The organism is Mesorhizobium sp. M0139, assembly GCF_040322455.1.
In the GTDB taxonomy this organism is placed as follows: domain Bacteria; phylum Pseudomonadota; class Alphaproteobacteria; order Rhizobiales; family Rhizobiaceae; genus Mesorhizobium.
In genome coordinates, this window is the sequence record NZ_JAMYTN010000004.1 from 379,439 (window position 1) to 400,789 (window position 21,351).

Genomic DNA, 21,351 nt, shown 5'->3' on the forward strand with positions numbered 1-21,351 from the left:
CGGCAACCGATCTTGATTTGACAATCCCACCCCGCTCGCGGCAGGTCTCGCCGCGAACCATGCAGGACATCACCCCCCTCCCCGACGCCGGCAACGAACCGGCGATTACGATGGACGAGCTCGCACAGCCGGCAGCCGCGGACCGCAAATGGACTGTGGCGATCGTCGCGTCCTGCCTGCTCCATGCCGCTGCCGCAGCGGCGTTCTTCATCGGACCCGCAGGGACATTCGATTCCAGTAACGCGATACAATCCGAAGGCACCGACCAATCGGGCGCCGAGGTGGTCGGCAGCGCCTTGGACAGCCAGGCTCCCGACGCGGTCGATGTTACCCTGGTAACCGATCCGCAGCCGGCCAAGCCCGAGGCCGTTCGACCCGTGCCGCCGACCGAGGCGCCTCAACCGGTAAAGGAGCCGGCGGCGCCCAAGCCTGCGCCGGAAGCCGCCGAACAGGCGACCGCCGCGCCAGATACACTGACGGCCGCCATCCCGAATGATCAAACTGTCGCCCCAAGCGCTGAGACGTCGACTCCGCCAGGGGTTCAAACGCAAAGTTCAGAGGCACCGCCCGCCGACGAGCCCGCCGTTGATTTGCCTGCTGCCAAACCACCAGTCCCGAGCCCGCGGCCGACCCCTCCAGCCGGACCTGGAGATACCCGCGGTGCGGCAGATGGCGAAGAACGCGACGCACCGGCGGTTGCCAGCAAGGGTAAAAACCAGGACGCGGCTGGCAATGCGATGGAATCTCGTTACGGCGGTGAAATTCAAAAGAAGCTTGCCCGCGCTAACCGGCGCGTTTCGAAGGAAATTCAAGCTAAGGCTCGCAACAATGCCAGGGTCTATTTCGTCGTCATGGCTGACGGCAGCGTCAGCGACTTGCAGCTTGTCGAAAGTTCAGGGTCTGCCGAACTAGACCAATTCGCTTTGAAACTGGTGCGCCAGCAAGCCCCGTTCCCGCCCATTCCACCCGAGATCGGATTATCAAGTTGGGTGTTCAGGGCGCGGATCGGTCCGTTTTAACCAGCTCGCAGACCTTCGCCAAATGTCATCGTCCACCAATTCAAGAGGAAGCCCAATGTACATCGCCATGAACCGCTTCAAGGTCCAGAACGGCTCCGAGACCGCCTTCGAGGATGTCTGGAAGAACCGCGATTCCAGCCTTTCGGAAATGAAAGGCTTCAGAGAGTTCCACTTGCTGCGCGGCCCGGTCAACGAGGCCGAGGGTTACACGCTGTTTGCCTCGCACACGGTGTGGGCAAGCCATGAGGATTTCGTCGCCTGGACCAAATCCGAGAATTTTCGCGCCGCCCACCGCAACACCGGCACCTCGAAGGTGCATTATCTCGGCAATCCGCAGTTCGAAGGCTTTTCGGTCGTCGAAGGGGCCTGATTGAGATTTCACCCGTCGACGAGATCTGACGACGGGCAGATGCCCTCATGTTCCGGTTGAATTCCGGCCGCCCAGTCGCCGAAGCCGCTGGGCAATGTGCAGGCGCAGCCGCCGCCAGGGCTGTCCGCGTGTCAGGTAGCGCGCCAACCGCGGATCACCGGCCAGCTCCGGGAACTGGCGCACATGCTGCGTCAGGAATGCAGGTATGAAATTGCGCCCGTTGAGATCGCTGAGCCAGGCAGAATTCGCCAGCAAATAGTCTGCGGCATCCGCCGCCAACACGCTCCTGTAGCTCCTGTATGCAGGCGTTTGCCGCACATTGCCGCCGGCAAAGGCAGTTCCGGTGGACAGGTTGGAGCCATGCAGGCGATAGAGGCCGAGACCTTCTGACAGGATGAGGCTGCCGCCGGCCTGGTGCGCGAGTGTCGCCGTCAGATAATCGGTCCCGACCTTGGCCTTGAACGGGAAGGACAATACCGGTTCCAGCGCGCCACGCCGGTACATGATCGCCGAGCATGGCGACCACAGCCAGCCCGTCACCGCAGGTGCGAAATAGGTTACCGGATGCTCCGATGCATAGGCGATCCCAGGCGCCATGCCGGCAAGCCGGCCACCGGGCGCGATGGCGACGCCACTCCGATCCGGTCCGGACCGCGGTTTGCGCAAGGCAAGGAAGGTGCCGCCCAGCAAGGTGCCGCCGCCATCGACAAGGAACACATCGGAACTCGACAGTGCGGCCGAATGCGTCGTGTTGAGGTGGGCGGACAGATGCGCCAGGAGAAAATCCGGCAGCCACACGTCATCGGAATCCAGAAACGCGACGAAAGGCGCGTCGGTTGCGGCAAAGCCGTCGCGGAATCCGGCGATCTGCCCGCCATTCTCCGTGCGCGCCATCAGGCGCAGGCGCGGGTCGTCTATATCCCTTAGGAGCTGGCGGACTTGGTCGGCCGAGCCGTCCGTCGAGGCATCGTCGACGATGACGCATTCCCAATTCCGGTAGGTCTGCGCAAGCACCGAGCGGATCGCCTGTTCGACGTACGGCCGATAGTTGAAGCAGGTGATGACCACCGCCACCCGCGGCAGCTCAAACGGCCGGGACGTGTCTTCCATCTGTTCCGCTGCCCCGCTCGAGTTGCTCTCTGTCCCTTGCGCATACCCTTGCAACCCGACGCAGGCAAGCGAGCCGCGAAAAGCCCCCTAGGCCGCCGCGAGCAGGCTGGCATTGCCGCCGGCAGCCGTGGTGTCGACGCAGACAGCGCGTTCATGCGCATAGGCCGCCGGGTTGAGCACCTCGCTGACCAGCGGCACGATCGGCCCGCTGCGGTCGGCAATGACCTTGCGCACGATCCGCGCCGCCTCGGGCCTGCCCGAGAAGGCGACGACATCGACGCGCAGCGAACGCGCTTCGACTGGGTCTGACCGACCGTCTATGGCCGCCAGCGGCAACCCCTTGCCGGTCAGCGCCGACAGTGCTGCCGGCGCGCCCGGCGCCACGGCCAGCACCGCATTGCCGGCGGCCAGCGCCTGGATCGTCTGGGCAAGCAGCGTGTCGGCGTCCGGACCGAGGCACAGCACCCGGCCACGCGGCGACAGCGACAGCGTGTTGGCCTCGCCGGTCGGTCCGGGCAGGTCGACCTGGCCGAAATCGATGGCGGCTGCAGCGCCGATCGCTGCAGCGCCCTTGCCGCGCAAATGCTTTCTCAAAATGGCGATGCGGTCCGGCCTCGTCGACCAGCCGCCAAGCGTCGGATCGGGCAGATTGTCGGCGAGTTCGGTCGCAGTCACCTTGTGGCCCTCGGCAATCTCCGTGCCCGCCTCCGGCCCCTTGCGGAACCGCCGGAGATAATGCGGCCCGCCGGCCTTCGGCCCGGTGCCCGAAAGCCCCTCGCCCCCAAAGGGCTGCGAACCGACGACCGCGCCGATCTGGTTGCGGTTGACATAGATGTTGCCGGCGTGGATGCCGTCGACGAAATGCTGGACGCGGCCTTCTATGCGGGTGTGCAGGCCGAAGGTCAGGCCATAGCCCTTGCGGTTGATGGCGGCGATGACGGCGTCGATCCCGTCGGCGTCGAAGCTGGCGACATGCAGCACCGGGCCGAACACTTCGCGCTCCATCTCCTCGATGCCTTTGACCCGGAACACATGCGGCGCAACGAAGCGGCCGTCCTTCGGTGCTTCGAGCTTGGCAATCAACCGGCCCTGAAGCCCCATCTTGGTGCAATACTCGCGGATCGATTCCTGCGCCTCGTCATCGATGACCGGCCCGACATCGGTCGAAATCTGCCAGGGATCGCCGATGGTGAGCGCTTCCATGGCGCCCTTCAGCATATCCAGCATCTTCTTCTCGACATCCTTCTGCACGTAGAGCACGCGCAGCGCCGAACAGCGCTGACCCGCACTCTGGAAGGCGGACGCCAGGATGTCGCGCACCGCCTGTTCGGGCAGTGCTGTGGAATCGACGATCATGGCATTGAGACCGCCGGTCTCCGCGATCAGCATGGCGTCGGGCGCGGCCGTCTCGGCCAGTTGCTTCTCGATCAGCTTTGCAACCTCGGTCGAGCCGGTGAAGCAGACGCCGGCAATGCGCGGATGCGCGGTCAGCGGTCCGCCGACCGACGGGCCGTCGCCCGGCAGAAGCTGGATCACATCTTCCGGCACGCCGGCCTCGCGCAGCAGCTCGACGGCGCGGAAGGCGATCAGCGGCGTCTGTTCGGCCGGCTTGGCGATGACCGAATTGCCGGTGACGAGCGCTGCCGCGATCTGGCCGGTGAAGATGGCGAGCGGGAAATTCCACGGCGAAATGCACACGATCGCGCCGCGCGCCTCGGTGCCCGCTTCGTTGTTGGCCGCTTCGGCAGCGTAGTAGCGCAGGAAGTCGACGGCTTCGCGCACTTCGGCCACGCCGTCGGCCAGCGACTTGCCGGCTTCCCTGGTGGCGAGCGCGAAAAACTCGACCGCATTGGCCTCATAGAGGTCGGCTGCGCGGTTGAGGATGGCGGCGCGCTCCGCAACGGGACGCTTCGCCCAGGCCGGCTGCGCTTCCACAGCAAAGCGCACCGCGGTCGCGACCTGCTTGACGGTGGCTTCGGCGACCGTGCCGACGATCTCGGCAGGCTTTGCCGGATTGACCACCGGGCGCTGCTTGCCGTAGCCGGCGGCGCGCGTGATCGGCTTGGCATGCCAGCGCTCGGGCCCGGCAAAGGCCGCCTTGGCCTTGTCGATCGCCGCCAGCGTCACCGGATCGGTGATGTCGAACCCCTTCGAGTTGCGCCGACCAGCGCCGAAGATCGTCGCAGGACGAGCGATTGCCGGATTGGCGGCGGGGCCCTGGCTCTCGACCGTCTCGAGCGGATCGCGCGCAATATCCTCCGGCTCGACGTCCTCGTCGGTGAGCTGATGGACGAAGGAGGAGTTGGCGCCATTCTCCAGCAGGCGGCGAACCAGATAGGCCAAGAGGTCGGAGTGCGCGCCGACCGGCGCATAGATGCGGCAGCGCGTGCCTTCGGCCCGGCGCACCGTCTCATGCAGCGCTTCGCCCATGCCGTGCAGGCGCTGGAATTCGAAAGCGTCACGGTTGTCAGCCATCGACAGGATGGCGGCGACGGTATGGGCATTGTGCGTGGCGAATTGCGGATAGATGCGGTCGGTCATCGACAGCAACTTTTTGGCGCAGGCCATGTAGGAAACATCGGTGTTGGCCTTGCGGGTGAAGACGGGGTAGCCGGAAAGCCCGAGCGTCTGTGCCCGCTTGATCTCGGTGTCCCAATAGGCGCCCTTGACCAGCCGCACCATGATGTTGCGGTCGTACTTTTCCGCCAGCGCATAGAGCCAGTCGATGGTGAAGGCCGCGCGCGGGCCGTAGGCCTGGACGACGACGCCAAAGCCATTCCAGCCGGCAAGCTCCGGCTCGGACAACACACGCTCGATGACGTCGAGCGACAGGTCGAGCCGGTCGGCCTCCTCGGCGTCGATGTTGAGGCCCATGCGCGAATGGCGTGCGGCCAGCGCCAGCGACAGCAGCCGCTCGGCCATCACCGGCAGCATCTTTTCCTTCTGTGCCTCTTCGTAGCGCGGATGCAGCGCCGACAGTTTGACCGAGATGCCGTGGTTCTGGCGGATATCGGGACCGTTGGAGCCTGAATCGAGCGAGGAGATCGCATCGGCATAGGCCTTGAGGTAGCGCAGCGCGTCGGCCTTGGTGCGGGCCGCCTCGCCCAGCATGTCGAAGGAATAGAGATAACCTTTCTGGATCATCGACTTGCCGCGCTTGACGGCTTCCGCAATGGTGCGGCCGAGCACGAACTGCTCGCCCATTTCGCGCATGGCGGCGGCGACCGCCTTGCGGATCACCGGTTCGCCCAGTCGGCGAACCATCGAGCGCAGCGTGCCTTCAATGCCGCCCTCGCCTTCGTCGAGCACACGGCCGGTCAGCATCAGCGCCCAGGTCGAGGCGTTGACGAAGATCGAGCTCGAACCGCCCGAATGCGCCGACCAGTCATGCGGTGCGATCTTGTCGGCGATCAGGTCGTCCATAGTCTCGGTGTCAGGCACGCGCAGCAGTGCCTCGGCCAGGCACATCAGCGCCACTCCTTCCTTGGTGGAGAGGCCGTAGGCCGAGAGAAAAACCTCCATCAGCCGCGGGTCGGACGAGCCGCGCACCGCGCGCACCAGATCCGCGGCACGGGCCGAGACGGCTTTGCGGTCATCGGCCGAAAGTTCTGTCGCGGCAGCCAAGCGCTTCACAGCCGCGTCTTCGTCGGGCAGGTAGTTGGCGCGGATCTGCTGGCGGATGGTGTCGAGCGGCATGGCGGTCCTGCGGAGCAAGCATCTGGGAGCGGGCCGGCGGTCGCCGGACCGAATGGCGCAAGCTAGCACAGAGCCGCATTTTCGGCCGGTCCAAAGAAATCGACATGGCAGGCCGATCGGTCTATCATTGCGGTTAAATTATTATCAGGTGGACTGTGATACCGGTGACAGAAGACCAATTGGACCGCATCGACAAAAACATCCTGTCGGCGCTGGCGCGCGACGGGCGGCTGTCCATGTCGGAACTGGCCGGCAAGGTCGGCCTGTCGAAGACGCCGGTGCAGGCGCGGGTGAAGCGCCTGGAGAAGGACGGCTATATCAGGGGCTATCAGGCGATCATCGATCGCGAGCGCATGGGCGAAGGCCATGTCGCCTTCGTCCAGGTCAAACTGTCGGACACGCGCTCGGCCGCGCTCGATGCTTTCAACCGTGCGGTGCAGGCCGTGCCGGAGATCGAGCAGTGCCACATGATGGCGTCGAGCTTCGATTATCTCCTGAAAGTCCGTACCACCGACATCGCCGCCTATCGCCGCGTGCTCGGCGAGCGCATCTCGGCACTGCCGCATGTTGCGCAGACCTCGACCTTCGTGGCCATGGAGACGGTGAAGGATCGCTAGCTCACTCCGACAGCGTCTTCAAAAACGCCACCAGCGCCGCGCGTTCGCGGTCCGACAGTTGCAACGGGTGCACTTCGGAGGTGCCTTCAACGGCCGCCTCCGCCTTCGCGTAGTGCGCCACCACCTCCTCCAGCGTGGAGAACTGTCCGGCATGCATATAGGGCGGCCGTGTCGCCGCGCCCCGCAGCGACGGCGTCTTGTAAGCACGCATCAGTTCGGGTGCTGCCTTGACGATGAAGCGCAGTTCTCCGCAGGCGCCGGCGTCGCCATCGCGGAAGGCGCCGAAGCAGTTGAATGGGTCGGCCTGAACCTGGGCCACCGCATCGAAACGGCCGCGATCCAATGGCAAATCCCTGACCGGCCGCACGCCGGTGTTGTGGAAAGCGTTGTCGGTGAAGCGCGGGCCGTTATGGCAGGTGACGCAATTGGCCTTGCCGATGAACAGTTTCAGCCCGAGCATCTCCTCCGGCGAAAAGGCATCGTCGGCTTTCGGCTTGGCGCCTGACGCAAGATCGATGGCAAAGCGGTCAAAGCGCGTCTGTGCCGGTTCGATCGACCGTTCGAAGGCGGCGATCGCCTTGCCGATGTTGGAAAAGACGCGGTTGACGTCGTCCATTTGGGCCGCGGTCATTGCCTTCCATGCCGCCTGCTCGGCCTCATTGCCGAGCGGGCTGGCGTTGGCCGGCACGGCGGAAAGATCCGGCAGTGGCCCGAAGATGCGCTCATAGCGCTCGCCGAACCGCTTCTGGATGTAATGCGCGAAGGCCGCGCGGTTCCCCGCCTGCTCGAGCGGATTTTCCAGCGGCGTCAGCGCCTGCGCCCACAGGCTGTCGCGCCGTCCATCCCAGAAGAACCACGGATTGCGGGCGATGCCGGCCAGCGGCATCGAGCGCCTGTTGGTGCGGCCGACACCGACGGATTGCGGCAGGTCATCCTGGAACTGCCGGTCGATCTTGTGGCAGGTCGAGCAGGATACGTTTCCGTCGCGGCTCATGCCCTGGTCGAAGAACAGAGTGGAGCCCAAGGCGGCGGCGGCCGGCACGTCGGCGAACCGGTTGGTGGTGTCGGGTTTGAGCGCCGGCAAGGTGTTCAGCGCCAGCGAAGCGATGGTCTTCTTCTCGGCATCGGAAAAATCCGGTTTGCCGCAGCCGGCAACGAGCACGACCGCCGCCAATGCCAGAAGGCGCAACAGGCCGTTCATCCGCTCACAGCACCACGTTGAAGACGACCGTGTCGGAACCGGCCGCCGCCGAAATGGCGAAGCGCAACTGCCACACGCCGCTCATGGTGAATTTCAGCCCCTCGATGCGGTAACGCCCCTCGCCAAGATAATCGGTCGCCTGCGGACTGGTCGGCAAGCCGTGATTGTGCTGCGGCATGCCGCCGGACACCGAGATCGCCGCACCTTCCACGGAATCGCCCTTGACCGTCTTCAGGGTCAGCAACCAGGATTGCAGTTCGCCTTGCCGGATAACGCCGCGTTCCGGCTGAATGCTGGCGACAAACAAGCCGTTCGCCGTCTTCTTCGAGCGCGAAACATCGGGGCCCGGCGCCGACTGCGGCGCGGTCAGATAGACGATCGCCAATATGCCAGCCAGCAAGGCGGCCAGACCAACGCCCGCAAGAAGATAACGCCATATCGATGCCAAACCGGTTCCTCTTCTGGACATAACGTCTCGGGAAGCAATTCGCGTCCCGCCGCTTCTGTGGGAAAACGCTTCTGGCGCAAAAAACCGCCGCCGCCAAGCATGGCGCTGCCGGCCGCAAAAAGCTACAGCAGCGAACTGGTCCGGAGACAGATACATGGCAGCAGACGGCGTCGCTTCGATCGGTGAATGCATGCTCGAGCTGTCCGGCCAGGCCGGGCCGAACTGGCGCATGGGCTTTGCCGGCGACACGTTCAACACGTTGTGGGCGCTGCATGCGCTGAGCGGCGAGCGGCCGGCGACCTATGTCTCGGCCTTCGGCGACGATCCCTTCTCGCAGGGCCAGATTTCGTTCTTCGCCGAAAACGGCATCGACATCGGCGCCAGCCCGGTCATCCCAGGCGCGCGGCCCGGCCTCTACGCCATCACCTTGACCGGCGCCGAACGCGCCTTCACCTATTGGCGCAGCGACGCGGCGGCCAGGCGGCTTGCCTCGGACCCGGCCGCCTTGGCAAAAAGCCTTGAAAACCAGGCTCTTGTGTATTTTTCCGGAATCACCTTGGCAATTCTGGATGCCGCCGCGCGCAAGACGTTGCTGGCAGAAGTGGCCAAGGCGCGGGCTGCCGGTTCGCTCGTCGCCTTCGACCCCAACTACCGGCCGCGCCTGTGGCAGAGCCGCGAGGAGGCGCAAGCCGCGATCCTCGACGCGCTTGCCGTCACCGACATCGCGCTGCCGACCTTTCCCGACGAGCAGATGCTGTTTGGCGACTCGGCACCGCAAGCGACCGCCGAACGGTTCGGAAAACTCGTCGGCGAAGTCGTCGTCAAGAATGGCGAGAAGCCCGCGCTGATCGCTGCTGGCGGAGCCCTGCAGCCGGTTCCGGCCCAGCATGTCGCCACCCCGGTCGACACCACCGGCGCCGGCGATTCCTTCAATGGCGGCTATCTCGCCGCCCGGCTTGCCGGCCATGCCCCGGCGGATGCCGTGCAGCGCGCGCATCGCGTCGCCGCCGCTGTCGTGCAGGTGCGAGGCGCGCTGGCGCCGTTCGAGGTTCTAAGAACCGCTTTCGAGGGCTAAGACCTTAGGGAAGCCTGAAACGATATTCCGTCACCTGATGATAGATCTGGCCCGGCCACAGCGTGGCCTGTGGGAAATAGGGCCGGTTCGGCGCGTCGGGCCACGTCTGCGCTTCCAGGCAAAAGCCGGAAAACGCCTTGTAGCGCCGTCCGTCCAGGCCGCCCGAGGTCGGCGCGACATACTGGCCGGTGTAAAGCTGCAGGCCCGGCTCGGTGGTCCAGACCTCCATCTCGACGCCGGAATTGGCGCCTTGCGCCCACGCCACCTGGTGAAGCGGGCCCCGGGCTGACGCCAGGCAGAAATTGACGTCGTAAGGAAGCTGCCCGCCTTCCGTTTCCATGCGCAGCGGCCGCGCCTGGCGGAAGTCGAAGGGCGTGCCGTCGACAGGTTTGACGACGCCGGTCGGGATCATCTCGCCATCGACAGGCGTATAGGCGCCGGCATTCAGCATCAGCCGGTGGTCGAGAATGTCACCGGTGCCGCCATCGTCGAGATTGAAATAGGAATGCTGCGCCAGGTTGCACAGCGTCGGCTCCTCGCAGGTGGCGGTCAATTCTATCGAGAGCGTGCCGGGGATCTTCAGCCGGTAGGTGCAGGTGACGTCGAGCGCGCCGGGAAAGCCCATCGTGCCCTCGGGATCGTGCAGGGTCAGCGTGACAAAATCCCGGCCGTGCAGCGAAACCGTCCACGGCCGGTGGAAGAAGCCCTCCGAGCCGCCATGCAGCGTGTGCTTGCCGAGGAAATTGCGCTCGGTCTGGTAGCGCTGGCCGGCAATGGTGAAGCGGCCGTCGCGGATGCGGTTGGCGTAACGGCCGACGACCGCGCCGAAGAAGGCCCGGTCGGTCTCGTAAGGTTCGAAGCGGTCGTAGCCCAGCACCAGCGGCGCGTCGTGACCGGCGAGCCGCAGATCCTGGATGATTGCGCCGAGCCCGATGATGTTGGCGCTGACGCCGCCGCCCCGGATGGTGAAACGGCGAACGGGTTCGCCTGCCTGCGTCGTGCCGAAGACTTCGCCGTCCTTCATCTTCTATGTCCAAATGCTAATTCGTCGATCTATCGACTTAGAGCAATTCCAGGAAAAGTGTGAAACGGTTTTCCGTCCGGAATTGCAAAAAACAAAGAACTGGAGCGGTTCGGCGTTTCCGTGAAACGCTGAACCGCTCCAGTCCGGCTGAATGTCGTCTGGCAAGGGCCGGCCCGCGGCCTGCCCTGCCCTGCCCGTCAATGATTTAGAGGCCGAGGCCGCCAATGCAGACATATTTGGTGTCGAGATAATCCTCGATGCCCTGATGTCCGCCTTCCTTGCCGAGGCCCGATTCCTTGACGCCGCCGAACGGCGCTTCCGGCGTGGTGATCAGGCCTTCATTGACGCCGACCATGCCGTATTTCAGGCCTTCCATGACCCGGAAGGCGCGGCCGAGGTCGCCGGTGTAGAAATAGGCGGCAAGGCCGAACTCGGTGTCGTTGGCAAGCGCAATGGCTTCCTCCTCAGTCTCGAACTTGAACACCGGGGCGATCGGGCCAAAAATCTCTTCCTTCATGAAGCGCATGTCAGGCTTCGCATCGGCGATGACGGTCGGCTGGAAGAATGAGCCGCCAAGCGCGTGGCGCTTGCCGCCGGCAACGACCTTGCCACCCTTCGACGTGGCGTCGGCGATGAATTCCTCGACCTTCTCGACCGCCTTCACGTCGATCAGCGGTCCCTGCTGCACGCCCTCTTCCAGGCCCGAGCCAACTTTCAGCGCATTGCTGGCAGCGGCCAGCTTCTCGACAAACTTGTCGTAGATGCCGGCCTGCACCAGGAAGCGGTTGGTGCACACGCAGGTCTGGCCGGAATTGCGGTATTTGGCGGTGATGGCGCCGGCGACGGCGCGATCAAGGTCGGCATCGTCGAAGACCAGGAACGGCGCATTGCCGCCGAGTTCCATCGAGACCTTCTTGACGGTGACGGACGACTTCTGGATCAGCAGCTTGCCGATCTCGGTCGAGCCGGTGAAGGTGATCTTCGACACCAGCGGATTGGCGCAGATCTCGTCGCCGATTTCGCCGGCAGCACCCGTCAGGATGTTGATGACGCCCTTGGGGAAGCCGACTTCCTCGGCGAGCGCGCCCCATGCGAGGCCGGAATACGGCGTCTGCGAAGCCGGCTTGACCACGGCGGTGCAGCCGGCGGCAAGCGCGGGGCCAAGCTTGCGGGCAAGCATGGAGGAGGGGAAATTCCACGGCGTGATGGCGGCAATGACGCCGACCGGCTCCTTGGTCACCAGGATGCGGCGATCGCCCCATGGTGATGGCACGACATCGCCATAGGTGCGGCGGCCTTCCTCGGCAAACCACATGATGTAGGCGGCAGCCGAACCGATCTCACCCTTGGATTCGGCGAGCGACTTGCCCTGCTCGATGGTGAGCAGTTCGGCCAGCACATCCTGATTGTCCATCATCGCGTCATGCAGCTTGCGCAACAGCTTCGAGCGCTCCAGCGCGGTCGTCTTGCGCCAGGTCTTGAAGGCTTCGCTTGCGGCTTCGATGGCGCGGCGGGTTTCCGCCTTGCCCGACTTCGGCACGGTGCCGATCTTGAGACCGGTGGCCGGGTTGTTGACGTCGACCGTTTGGCCGCTGTCGGCCTGCACCCATTCGCCATTGATGAGATTGGCCTGGCGCATGAAATGGCTGGTTTTCTGCAGCATGGTCTAGCCTCCGTTCGGCGCATTGACGGGCCGGTTTCCTGGATCTCTTGAACGAGCGTGCACAATGGCGGCGGAGCCGACACGCTGAAGCCACTGCTCTTTACCTAGGGCAAGCCCGGCAAGCAATTGCAAGATGGCATATAGGCTTTGGGCCAGCCCAACGCCAGAGAAATTCACATGTAAATTAGTTTGGGCCGCAGCCTTGCCAAAGACCAGCCTTGCCAAAGACCAGCCTTACAGAAGACCAAGCCTACCCAAAGACATGCACCACCACCGTCAGCCAAAAGGCGGTTGTAACAACCGCGCTTGCCGTGGCGATGGTCATCTGGTTCGACGCCAGCGCCTGGCCGGTGTTGAACTGCACGGCGATGAGATAGGAATTGATGCCGGACGGCAGCGCCGCCACCACGACCGCCACTTTGGCCGTCAAGGGCGGCAGGCCAAACAGCCAGACCAGGCCGAGCACCAGCGCCGGCATCAGGAACAGTTTCAGCGTCGACAGCGCCAGCGCCGGTCGGATGTTACCGGAAATGCCGAAACGGCGCAGGCTGAGCCCCATGGCGAACAGCGCCACCGGCCCGGCGGTGTTAGCCAGCGCATCGGCCAGTCGCATGGCAAGGTTCGGCAGCGGCGCGCCGGTGAGGCGCCATGCCAGCCCGGCCAGGATGCCGATGATCAACGGATTGGTGAACAGTCTTCTCAGAAAGCTCTGGATGATGCGCAGCGGGTGTACGGGCTCGCTGCCGCCGCGGCCAAATATCTCGAACATGATGATCGAAGCCATCATCATGGTCGGCAGATGCACGGAAACGAGCAGCGACAGCACTTCGAATCCGCTGGACCCGAATACGCCGAGAACGAAGGGAATGCCCAGCAACACCACATTCGAGAAGGATGACGACACTCCACCGACGATGCCGGTGCGCGCGTCCCGCCCAAAGATCCGTGTCGTCACCAGATGGCCGGCGGCCCATGTCATTGCAACCGCCGCGAAATAAGCACCCCACAGCGACCAGGGCGCCACGCCGTGGAAATCCGAATTCACCATCGTCCGAAACAGCAGCAGCGGCATCGCGACGTTGATGGCGAATTCGGAGATGCCGTCCCCGCTGGCCGGTTTCAGATAGCCGGTGAGCCCGGTGACATAGCCGAGCGCGACGAGGCTGAAGACGAAAAGAACGGTTTCGGTGAGCGGAGACATTTTTCAGGGATAGGCGAGCCCGGATTCCAGCGCAATCGCCATGATCTTCAGAAACTGATCCTCGATCCGCCCGGCGCCTGAATTTGATCATGGTCGGGTGGCAGCGCTATACAGGTTTGGGATCATCAGGGCGGATAGACAGCGAATGGGTGCGACGCCGAAACAGCGTCATTTCAGACAGGGGTGGCTGGCGGGTTTCGTCGCTATGCTGCTTTGCCTTGCCGTATCTGTGGCTCAGGCCGCCGAGACCAAAAGCCTCAAGGGCGTTGCGCTGATCATCGGCCAGTCGAAATACGAACACATCGCAGCCCTTGCCAACCCGGCCAACGACGCCCGCGACATGGCCAAGATGCTGACCGATCTCGGCTTCGACGCCCGCAACGTCACCGATCGCGATGCCGCCAAGCTGAAGCGCGATCTCGATCGGTTTGTCGAGGATGCCGACGGCGCCGACGTCGCCTTCATCTATTATTCCGGTCACGGCATCGAGGCGGGCGGCGAGAACTATCTGGTGCCGGTCGACGCCGACGTCTCGTCGCTGAAAAATGCCGGTGAGGCGCTGGTGCCGATTTCAGCCGTCATGGACGAGCTGAAAAAGACCGTGCCGGTGACGATCGTGCTGCTTGACGCCTGCCGCACCAACCCGTTTCCGCCGGACGCGGTCGTGCGACGCGGGCCGACGGCTTCCGCCGAGCCTGTCGGCGCCGGCGGGCTGGAACCGGTCCGCGGCGCCAAGGCGCTTGCCAGTGCCTCAGTGGATGATGCCAGCCTGGGAACCGTGGTCGGCTTCGCCGCCGAGCCGGGCCGACCGGCGCTCGATGGCGCCGCCGGCGAAAACAGCCCCTACGCCGCCGCCCTGCTGCGCCACCTCACGGCGATGAAAGGCACCGAGTTCGGCTCGGTCATGCGCATGGTCACCGAGGAAGTCTATCTCGACACCAAGGCAAAGCAGCGCCCCTGGGTCAGCGAGAGCCTGCGCCGCCTGCTCTATTTCGGCGTCGCGCCGCCGGAACCGACCGGCGACGACGGGCTGATCACCGGTGAGAGGCGGCAATTGCTGCTGACCATTTCCGACCTGCCCGATCCCAAACGGGCTCAGGTGGAATTGGCTTCTCTGCAGGACGGCGTGCCCCTTGACGCTCTCTACGGCGTGCTCAAGGCGCTCGGCACGGAAAAGATCCCGGAGGATCCGAACGACCTGCAGAAGGTGCTGGACGGCCAGGCCGAGCGTTTGAAGAAGATGATGGCCGAACGCGCCGCATTACGCACCGACGATCCCGAGATCAGTCGCCTGGTCGCATCCGCCGACAAGGCCATAGGCCAGGGCGCGATGGTGACGGCGCGCAAATTCCTCGACGACGCGGTCGGCCGGATCGAGGAAAACAGCGGTGCGGTCGACGAGGCCGAGGACCTGCTCCGGCAAAAGCGCATCGCCGACGCCGCCATCTATGCCAAACGCGCCGACGCCGCCGCGCTGGTCTTCGACTACAAATCCGCCGCCAACGACTATGCCAAGGCGTATTCGTTGGTCGAGAAGTGGGACGAAAAGCTGCGCTGGAACTACAAGAACCAGGAGGCCGAGGCGTTGAACGCTCATGGCTACGCCACCGGCGACCTCGATGCGCTGCAGCACTCCATCGAGGCCTATCGCACCATCTTGAACTTCATCCCCAACGGCGAACAGAATCGCGACTGGGCAATCACCCGCAACAACATGGCGGTGGTGCTGCAGACCATTGGAGAGCGCGAAACCGAGACTGCGCATCTCGAAGAAGCAGCGGTGATTTTCCGCGATTCGCTGGTGGTGTTCGAGCGCGAGAAGGACGACCGCAACTGGGCCGCGGCGCAGAACAACCTGGCCAACGTGCTTCTGAAGATCGGCGAACGCGAGAGCGACCCGCAGCGTCTCAATGAGGCGGTGGCGGCGACGCGCGCCACCCTTGAGAAGCGTCCGCGCGACAAGCTGCCGTTGGACTGGGCCGGTTCGCAGAACAATCTAGGCCTCGCGCTCTATGCACTCTCCGAGCGTGAGCCTGCCGGCGAGCATCTCACCCAGGCGGAAGCAGCCTACCGGCTGGCGCTTGAGGAATACACACGCGAGAAAGCACCCGTGGAATGGGCGATGGTCGAGAACAATCTCGGCAACACGCTTGTAACGCTTGGCATCCAGCTCAACGACAAGGCGAAGATCAACGAGGCGGCCGACGCGTTTCGCGCCGCGCTGGAAGTGCGAACCCGCGAAACTTTCCCGGTGTCCTGGGCGACCAGCCGCCTCAACCTGGGCAATGCGCTGAGCGGTATCGCCCGCTTCGATATGGGCACGGCTACGCTCGAAGAAGCTGCTGCTGCCTATGACGACGCTCTGACGGTGTTTACCCGCAAGCGCTTCCCGATGGACTGGGCGTCAGCCCAGAACAATCTCGGCTCGATCTATCAGACGCTGGGCCAGCGCACCCGTGATGCGGCCAAGCTGGAACAGTCGGCGGCAGCCTTCCAGGCGGCACGGCAGGTCTATGTCAGGCGGAAGTTCCCGCAGGACTGGGCGATGAGCTACTACAATCTCGGCAACACGCTGCAGCTTCTCGGCGGCGTCACCGACAAGCCCGAGCATTACAGCGAGGCGGTCGACGCCTACGGCAATGCGTTGCGCGAGTACAAGCGCGAGACCAACCCGCGGCAATGGGCAATGGCCCAGGCCGGCCTGGGCTCGACGCTGCACTGGTTGAGCATGAGCAATGGCGATGCCAAGACGCTGCAGGATTCGATTGCGGCGCGGCGGGCAGCGCTCGAAATACTCACCATCGAGGCCGCGCCGGTCGACTGGGCCAACGCTCAAAATGGCATCGGTATGAGCCTGCTCAATCTCGGCAATCTCCAGCGGACCGACAAATATCTCAACGACGCCGAAGCGGCGTTCACGGCGGCGCTGAAGGTGTTTACGCGCGAAAGTCAGCCGCTGCAGTGGGCCTTCGAGCAGAACAATATCGGCGACGTCCACTGGAACCGCGCCAGCTATGGCGCGGGCAAGCCGGAATATCTCAAGGCGATCGAATTCTTCGAGAACGCCAAGCAGGGCTTCACCGAAGCCGGCTACACGATCCCTATCCCGCTCACCGATCAGAAGATCGAGCTGGCGAAGAAGCAAATGGCGAAAATGTGAAGCGAACCGAGGGTTCGCCTTTCGCTTGTCTTTGTGCCGGCTTTCCGATCCCTATATCAGAATGACCGGAGCCGGCATCCGGCTCCCGGAAAGGTTTCGATGATTCGATTTGTGCTGTCGCTGTTCCTGCTTGCTGTTCCCGCCGTCGCCCACGCGACCGACGCCGGCTGGGCGCTGCTGCGTGACGGCGGCCATGTCGTGCTGCTTCGCCACGCACTGGTCACCGGCACCACCGACCCCGCCAATTTCGTCATCGACAACTGTGCCACCCAGGTCAATCTATCGGCGCGCGGCAAGCAGCAGGCGAGCAAGATCGGCGCGCTGTTCGGCGCCCGCGCCGCCCCCATCGAGCGGGTGCTGTCCAGCCGCTATTGCCGCTGCCTCGACACTGCCCGCATCGCCTTCGAAGCGGAGCCGGAGCTTTTTGCGCCGCTCGACCTCCTGAGGAGCGATCCGACCGAGAAGGCCGCGCAGCTCGACGCGGTGATGAAGGAAATCCGCGCCTACACCGGTTCCGACAATCTGGTCATGGTCACGCATCTCGAAAACATCGTCGCGCTGACCGGCGTCTCGCCGCGCGAGGGCGAAGCGGTGGTGGTCGAGCCGCAGGGCGATGGCTTGCGCGTGCTCGGCCGCGTCACGTTCTGAGAGAGCCAGTGGTCAAGCTCCGTGAAAACTAAGCTGACGTAACGTCAACTGGAAGGGCCACCGGCTTGTCGGGCGGCCCTTCTTGTCTTCACGGGAGGGCCATCCCATCTGCGCCCCGCGCATCAGGCCTTTTCCTGCCGGGAAAAACCGATTAGACAGCGCCCAAACCAGATGCGGACAGATTCCGCCCGCAACCGAAGGAAGAGCCCTTGTCCACCACGTTCGACAAAGTCGCCAAGATCATTGCCGACACCAGCGAGATCGATATCGACACCATCACTCCCGAGAGCCACACGATCGACGATCTCGGCATCGACAGTCTCGATTTCCTCGATATCGTCTTTGCCATCGACAAAGAATTCGGCATCAAGGTGCCGCTGGAAAAGTGGACCCAGGAAGTCAATGACGGCAAGGCTTCGACCGACGATTACTTCGTCATGAAGAACCTGTGCGCCAAGATCGACGCGCTGGTCGCCGCCAAGACCGCCTGATATCGGCTGGCGCGCGGCCTTGACGGGCTGCGCCGCCTGACCCACAAAGCCGCTCATGAGCAGCCCTCGCGACGTCGTCATCACCGGTATCGGCCTTGTCTCCTCGCTGGGAGAGGGTCCGGATACCCACTGGCAGAAGCTGGCGCAGCCCGGCCTGCAGCCGGTGCTCGAATCCGCGCGCTTTGCGCCCTACACCGTGCATCCACTGCCGGAGATCGACTGGAACCTGCAGATCGCCAAGCGAGGCGACCAGCGGCAGATGGAAACATGGCAGCGGCTCGGCACCTATGCGGCCGGCATGGCGCTGGACGACGCCGGCATCAAGGGCAATGACGAGCTCTGCACGACCATGGACATGGTTGTCGCTGCCGGCGGCGGCGAGCGAGACGAGGCGGTCGATGCCGCCATCCTCGCCGCGTCCGAGAGCCGCAACGACCGCGACGTGCTGCTCAACGAGAAGCTGACCACCGAATTGCGGCCGACGCTTTTCCTGGCCCAGCTCTCCAATCTGCTCGCCGGCAACATCTCCATCGTCCACAAGGTGACGGGATCGTCGAGGACCTTCATGGGCGAGGAAGGTGCCGGCGTCGCCGCCGTCGAGACCGCCGCGGCGCGCATCCGCTCCGGACAGTCGACCCACATACTGGTAGGTGGCGCCTTCCAGACCGAACATTCCGACATGCTGCTCGGCTATGAATTGGCCGGCTATCTGCATCGCGGCCCATGGAAGCCGGTCTGGCAGAGACAGGGCGCCGAGGGCGGCGGCCTGGTCTCCGGCTCCGGCGGCGCGTTCCTGGTGCTGGAGCAGCGCGAACACGCGCAAAGCCGCGGCCGCAAAATCTATGCCGAGCTCGGACCGGTCGTCTCAGGCCGCGCCCGGCGTTCGCGCGGCGAGCTTGACGCCGAGATCGCGACACTGCTCAAACAGGCAACTCTCCCGAACGGCAAGTTGCTGGCCCTGTCGGGCGCATCCGGGGCGCATACCGCAACGTCAGCCGAAAAGGCAGCGCTGGATGCCAATCCGGCGATATCGGCGCGCGGCTTCGCGACTCTGACCGGGCATATGAAGGAAGCGCAGTTTCCATTCGCGGTCGCCCTCGCCGCCCTGGCCGTCGACCGCAAGGCCGCCTACCCCGTTTTCGACGCCGCGGCCGAGAAGCCGTTCGAAGGCATTCCCGAAACCGTGCTCGCAACGGCAATCGGCTATCACCAATTCGAGGGCATGGCGCTGGTCAACGCTGCTTGAAGCAGCGCTGCGCGATCATGCTGCAAAGTTAAGAGGTTCCGGATGGCCAATCTCAGAGATCACATGGGCAGGCCGATCGTCGCCGTCACCGGCATCGGCGTGGTAACCTCGCTCGGCATCGGCAAGGCAGACAATTGGGCGGCACTGACCTCCGGCAAATCGGGCATCCACCCGATCACCCGCTTTCCCGTCGACCACCTCAACACCCGCATCTCCGGCATGGTCGATTTCCTCGACTCAAGCTCGAAAGGCGCCAGCCTGCTGACCTACGAACTGGCCGAAACCGCCGCGAATGAGGCGGTGGCCGAATCCGGCCTCGATTCCTCTGATTTCGGTGGCCCGCTCTTCCTCGCCTCGCCGCCGGTCGAACTCGACTGGCACGACCGCTTCGCGCTCTACAATTCCGACGGCAAAGGCGCCGGCGCCGAAAGGCTGCTCAGGGTGGCGCGCGGGCTGAAGGAAACAGATAGGTTCGCAAGCACGCAGTTCGGCGCGATCGCCGACCGGCTGGCCGACCGCTTTGGCACGCGCGGCCTGCCGATCACGCTGTCGACGGCCTGCGCTTCGGGCGCCACCGCCATCCAGCTCGGCGTCGAAGCGATCCGCCGCGGCGAATGCGACCGGGCGCTGTCGATCGGCGCCGACGGTTCGGCAACCGCCGAGGCGCTGATCCGCTTTTCGCTGCTCTCGGCGCTGTCGACCCACAATGACATCCCTGAAAAGGCGTCAAAACCCTTCTCCAAGGACCGCGACGGCTTTGTGCTGGCGGAAGGCTCCGGCGCTCTGGTGCTGGAATCGCTTGAGGCAGCCCTTGCCCGGGGCGCCAGCGTTCTCGGCATCCTGCGCGGCTGCGGTGAAAAGGCCGACGATTTCCATCGCACCCGTTCCAAGCCCGACGGTTCGCCGGCGATCGCAGCAGTCCGCGCCGCCCTTGCGGATGCCGGCCTGAGCAAGGACGAGATCGACTACGTCAACGCTCACGGCACCTCGACGCCGGAAAACGACAAGATGGAGCATCTGTCGCTGTCGACCGTGTTCGGCGATCGCATCGGCTCGATGCCGGTCTCGTCCAACAAGTCGATGATCGGCCACACGCTGTCGGCGGCCGGCGCCGTCGAAGCAGCGTTTTCGCTGATGACCATGCTCGAAAGCGTCATTCCGCCGACCATCAACTACGACAATCCCGACCCGGCAATCGTGCTCGACGTGGTGCCCAACAAGAAGCGCAATGCCGAAGTCGGCACCGTGCTGTCGAACTCGTTCGGCTTCGGCGGCCAGAACACCTGCCTTGTCATGGCGCGGGAACCGGTCTAAGCGACCTTTTTCAGCCAGACTGAACTGACAGGCCCCATGCGCGCACTGCAACTTATCGAGGACCGCCGTCTTGAAACGGTGGACCTGCCGCCCCCGCCGCCCCCCGCATTGGGCGAAGTCACGCTGCGCATCAAGGCGGTGGCGCTGAACCATATCGACGTCTGGGGCTGGCGCGGCATGGCCTTCGCCAAGCGCAAGCTGCCGCTGGTCGTCGGCGCCGAAGCCTCCGGCGAGGTCGAGGCTGTCGGCCCCGGCGTCTCCAGCCTGCTGCCCGGACAATTGGTGTCGATCTACGGCGCGCGCACCTGCGGCCTTTGCCGCGCCTGCCGCGAAGGCCGTGACAATCTCTGCGAAAATGTCTCGGGCGTCCACGGCTTCCATCTCGACGGCTTTGCCCAGGAGAAGATCAACCTGCCGGCGCGCCTGCTGGTCCCTGCTCCTCCCGGCGTGACCGATGTCGGCGCGGCTGTCGCCCCCGTCACCTTCGGCACCGTCGAGCACATGCTGTTCGACAATGCCAAGCTGCAGCCCGGCGAAACCATCCTCATCCATGCCGGCGGCTCCGGCATCGGCTCGGCGGCGATCCAGCTGGCCAAGCGCATGGGTTGCACCATCATCACCACGGTCGGTTCCAACGACAAGATCGACAAGGCCAAGGCGCTCGGCGCCGACCATGTCATCAACTACCGCGACGATCGTTTCGAAGGCGTCGTGCGCAAGCTCACCAGGAAGAAGGGCGTCGACGTCGTCTTCGAACATGTCGGCGCCGACACCTTTGCCGCCTCGATGCTGTGCCTCAAGCGCGGCGGCCGCCTGGTCACCTGCGGCTCGACCTCCGGCGTGTCGACGCAGATCAATCTGATGCAGCTGTTCCAGCAGCAGCTGAAGCTGCTTGGGTCCTTCGGCTGCCGCATGGAGAACATGGCCAACGCCATGCAGAAGATGGCGGCGGGACAGGTCGCACCTGTCATCGACACCGAAGTCGGCTTCGACGGCATCGACGCCGCGTTGAAGCGCATGGAAGGCCGCGACGTGTTCGGCAAGATCATCCTGCGCGTTTCTTAGGAC

Annotated in this window: 17 protein-coding genes; 10 read left to right on the forward strand and 7 right to left on the reverse strand. The window is 64.4% G+C overall.

What is annotated here, in order from left to right; translation table 11 throughout:
* Positions 1 to 59: 59 nt before the first annotated feature.
* Positions 60 to 1,019, forward strand: coding sequence for an energy transducer TonB family protein (locus tag NKJ58_RS09250; protein WP_352853022.1), 960 nt, complete (start codon positions 60 to 62; stop codon positions 1,017 to 1,019).
* Positions 1,020 to 1,074: 55 nt separating this feature from the next.
* On the forward strand, positions 1,075 to 1,389 hold the full coding sequence (gene hmuQ / locus NKJ58_RS09255; RefSeq protein WP_023739067.1) for a heme-degrading protein HmuQ: 315 nt from the start codon (positions 1,075 to 1,077) through the stop codon (positions 1,387 to 1,389).
* Between the two features lie 45 nt (positions 1,390 to 1,434).
* Here the strand turns inward: hmuQ and NKJ58_RS09260 are convergent, their stop codons facing one another.
* Both NKJ58_RS09260 and putA read right to left on the reverse strand, forming a co-directional pair.
* Entirely contained in the window at positions 1,435 to 2,499 is a 1,065-nt protein-coding gene (locus tag NKJ58_RS09260; RefSeq protein WP_023681735.1) for a glycosyltransferase, read from the reverse strand.
* Positions 2,500 to 2,586: 87 nt separating this feature from the next.
* The gene (putA, locus tag NKJ58_RS09265; RefSeq protein ID WP_023739068.1) at positions 2,587 to 6,195 is read right to left on the reverse strand and encodes a bifunctional proline dehydrogenase/L-glutamate gamma-semialdehyde dehydrogenase PutA; all 3,609 of its coding nucleotides are present in this window, start codon (positions 6,193 to 6,195) and stop codon (positions 2,587 to 2,589) included.
* A 164-nt stretch (positions 6,196 to 6,359) separates the two neighbouring features.
* On the opposite strand from putA, the gene NKJ58_RS09270 reads away from it, so the two are divergent.
* Positions 6,360 to 6,812 carry an Lrp/AsnC family transcriptional regulator gene (locus tag NKJ58_RS09270; RefSeq protein ID WP_023739069.1) on the forward strand — a complete coding sequence of 151 codons (453 nt, stop codon included), beginning with the start codon at positions 6,360 to 6,362 and terminating at the stop codon, positions 6,810 to 6,812.
* 1 nt (position 6,813) lies between these two features.
* Here the strand turns inward: NKJ58_RS09270 and NKJ58_RS09275 are convergent, their stop codons facing one another.
* Together NKJ58_RS09275 and NKJ58_RS09280 are read right to left on the reverse strand one after the other, a co-directional pair.
* Positions 6,814 to 8,013, reverse strand: coding sequence for a cytochrome-c peroxidase (locus NKJ58_RS09275; RefSeq protein WP_023739070.1), 1,200 nt, complete (start codon positions 8,011 to 8,013; stop codon positions 6,814 to 6,816).
* Between the two features lie 4 nt (positions 8,014 to 8,017).
* Positions 8,018 to 8,461, reverse strand: a complete 444-nt coding sequence (locus NKJ58_RS09280; protein ID WP_023739071.1) for a FixH family protein — start codon at positions 8,459 to 8,461, stop codon at positions 8,018 to 8,020.
* Positions 8,462 to 8,615: 154 nt separating this feature from the next.
* On the opposite strand from NKJ58_RS09280, the gene NKJ58_RS09285 reads away from it, so the two are divergent.
* The gene (locus tag NKJ58_RS09285; RefSeq protein ID WP_023739072.1) at positions 8,616 to 9,536 is read left to right on the forward strand and encodes a sugar kinase; all 921 of its coding nucleotides are present in this window, start codon (positions 8,616 to 8,618) and stop codon (positions 9,534 to 9,536) included.
* 4 nt (positions 9,537 to 9,540) lie between these two features.
* Here the strand turns inward: NKJ58_RS09285 and NKJ58_RS09290 are convergent, their stop codons facing one another.
* From NKJ58_RS09290 to NKJ58_RS09300, 3 genes are all read right to left on the reverse strand, one after another.
* A complete protein-coding gene (locus NKJ58_RS09290; RefSeq protein WP_023739073.1) occupies positions 9,541 to 10,560 on the reverse strand; it encodes an aldose epimerase family protein in 1,020 nt (339 codons plus the stop codon).
* A 205-nt stretch (positions 10,561 to 10,765) separates the two neighbouring features.
* Positions 10,766 to 12,223 (reverse strand): NAD-dependent succinate-semialdehyde dehydrogenase, encoded by a 1,458-nt coding sequence (locus NKJ58_RS09295; protein WP_023670445.1) that lies wholly within the window; start codon positions 12,221 to 12,223, stop codon positions 10,766 to 10,768.
* Between the two features lie 250 nt (positions 12,224 to 12,473).
* Complete coding sequence (locus tag NKJ58_RS09300) at positions 12,474 to 13,424, reverse strand: AEC family transporter (protein WP_023681741.1); 951 nt, start codon at positions 13,422 to 13,424, stop codon at positions 12,474 to 12,476.
* Between the two features lie 145 nt (positions 13,425 to 13,569).
* Between NKJ58_RS09300 and NKJ58_RS09305 the strand changes: the two genes are divergently transcribed.
* The 6 genes from NKJ58_RS09305 to NKJ58_RS09330 all read left to right on the forward strand — a co-directional run bounded on the left by NKJ58_RS09305 (position 13,570) and on the right by NKJ58_RS09330 (position 21,348).
* Positions 13,570 to 16,584 (forward strand): caspase family protein, encoded by a 3,015-nt coding sequence (locus NKJ58_RS09305; RefSeq protein ID WP_352518702.1) that lies wholly within the window; start codon positions 13,570 to 13,572, stop codon positions 16,582 to 16,584.
* 99 nt (positions 16,585 to 16,683) lie between these two features.
* Positions 16,684 to 17,232 (forward strand): histidine phosphatase family protein, encoded by a 549-nt coding sequence (locus NKJ58_RS09310; RefSeq protein ID WP_023670442.1) that lies wholly within the window; start codon positions 16,684 to 16,686, stop codon positions 17,230 to 17,232.
* Positions 17,233 to 17,441: 209 nt separating this feature from the next.
* Positions 17,442 to 17,723, forward strand: coding sequence for an acyl carrier protein (locus NKJ58_RS09315; protein ID WP_010909964.1), 282 nt, complete (start codon positions 17,442 to 17,444; stop codon positions 17,721 to 17,723).
* A gap of 55 nt (positions 17,724 to 17,778) precedes the next feature.
* Positions 17,779 to 18,969 (forward strand): beta-ketoacyl-ACP synthase, encoded by a 1,191-nt coding sequence (locus NKJ58_RS09320; protein WP_023833824.1) that lies wholly within the window; start codon positions 17,779 to 17,781, stop codon positions 18,967 to 18,969.
* Between the two features lie 42 nt (positions 18,970 to 19,011).
* Positions 19,012 to 20,283 (forward strand): beta-ketoacyl-ACP synthase, encoded by a 1,272-nt coding sequence (locus tag NKJ58_RS09325; RefSeq protein WP_352518703.1) that lies wholly within the window; start codon positions 19,012 to 19,014, stop codon positions 20,281 to 20,283.
* A 36-nt stretch (positions 20,284 to 20,319) separates the two neighbouring features.
* The gene (locus NKJ58_RS09330) at positions 20,320 to 21,348 is read left to right on the forward strand and encodes a zinc-binding dehydrogenase (protein WP_027050309.1); all 1,029 of its coding nucleotides are present in this window, start codon (positions 20,320 to 20,322) and stop codon (positions 21,346 to 21,348) included.
* The last annotated feature ends 3 nt before the right edge of the window (positions 21,349 to 21,351 follow it).

Excerpts from the sequence above, each read along its gene's own strand:
- hmuQ (WP_023739067.1), top strand. The coding sequence starts at position 1,075 with ATGTACATCGCCATGAACCGCTTCAAGGTCCAGAACGGCTCCGAGACC.
- putA (WP_023739068.1), bottom strand. The coding sequence starts at position 6,195 with ATGCCGCTCGACACCATCCGCCAGCAGATCCGCGCCAACTACCTGCCC.
- NKJ58_RS09275 (WP_023739070.1), bottom strand. The coding sequence starts at position 8,013 with ATGAACGGCCTGTTGCGCCTTCTGGCATTGGCGGCGGTCGTGCTCGTT.
- NKJ58_RS09330 (WP_027050309.1), top strand. The coding sequence starts at position 20,320 with ATGCGCGCACTGCAACTTATCGAGGACCGCCGTCTTGAAACGGTGGAC.
- NKJ58_RS09325 (WP_352518703.1), top strand. The coding sequence starts at position 19,012 with ATGGCCAATCTCAGAGATCACATGGGCAGGCCGATCGTCGCCGTCACC.
- NKJ58_RS09310 (WP_023670442.1), top strand. The coding sequence starts at position 16,684 with ATGATTCGATTTGTGCTGTCGCTGTTCCTGCTTGCTGTTCCCGCCGTC.
- NKJ58_RS09250 (WP_352853022.1), top strand. The coding sequence starts at position 60 with ATGCAGGACATCACCCCCCTCCCCGACGCCGGCAACGAACCGGCGATT.
- NKJ58_RS09295 (WP_023670445.1), bottom strand. The coding sequence starts at position 12,223 with ATGCTGCAGAAAACCAGCCATTTCATGCGCCAGGCCAATCTCATCAAT.
- NKJ58_RS09320 (WP_023833824.1), top strand. The coding sequence starts at position 17,779 with ATGAGCAGCCCTCGCGACGTCGTCATCACCGGTATCGGCCTTGTCTCC.
- NKJ58_RS09290 (WP_023739073.1), bottom strand. The coding sequence starts at position 10,560 with ATGAAGGACGGCGAAGTCTTCGGCACGACGCAGGCAGGCGAACCCGTT.
- NKJ58_RS09285 (WP_023739072.1), top strand. The coding sequence starts at position 8,616 with ATGGCAGCAGACGGCGTCGCTTCGATCGGTGAATGCATGCTCGAGCTG.
- NKJ58_RS09305 (WP_352518702.1), top strand. The coding sequence starts at position 13,570 with ATGGGTGCGACGCCGAAACAGCGTCATTTCAGACAGGGGTGGCTGGCG.
- NKJ58_RS09260 (WP_023681735.1), bottom strand. The coding sequence starts at position 2,499 with ATGGAAGACACGTCCCGGCCGTTTGAGCTGCCGCGGGTGGCGGTGGTC.
- NKJ58_RS09300 (WP_023681741.1), bottom strand. The coding sequence starts at position 13,424 with ATGTCTCCGCTCACCGAAACCGTTCTTTTCGTCTTCAGCCTCGTCGCG.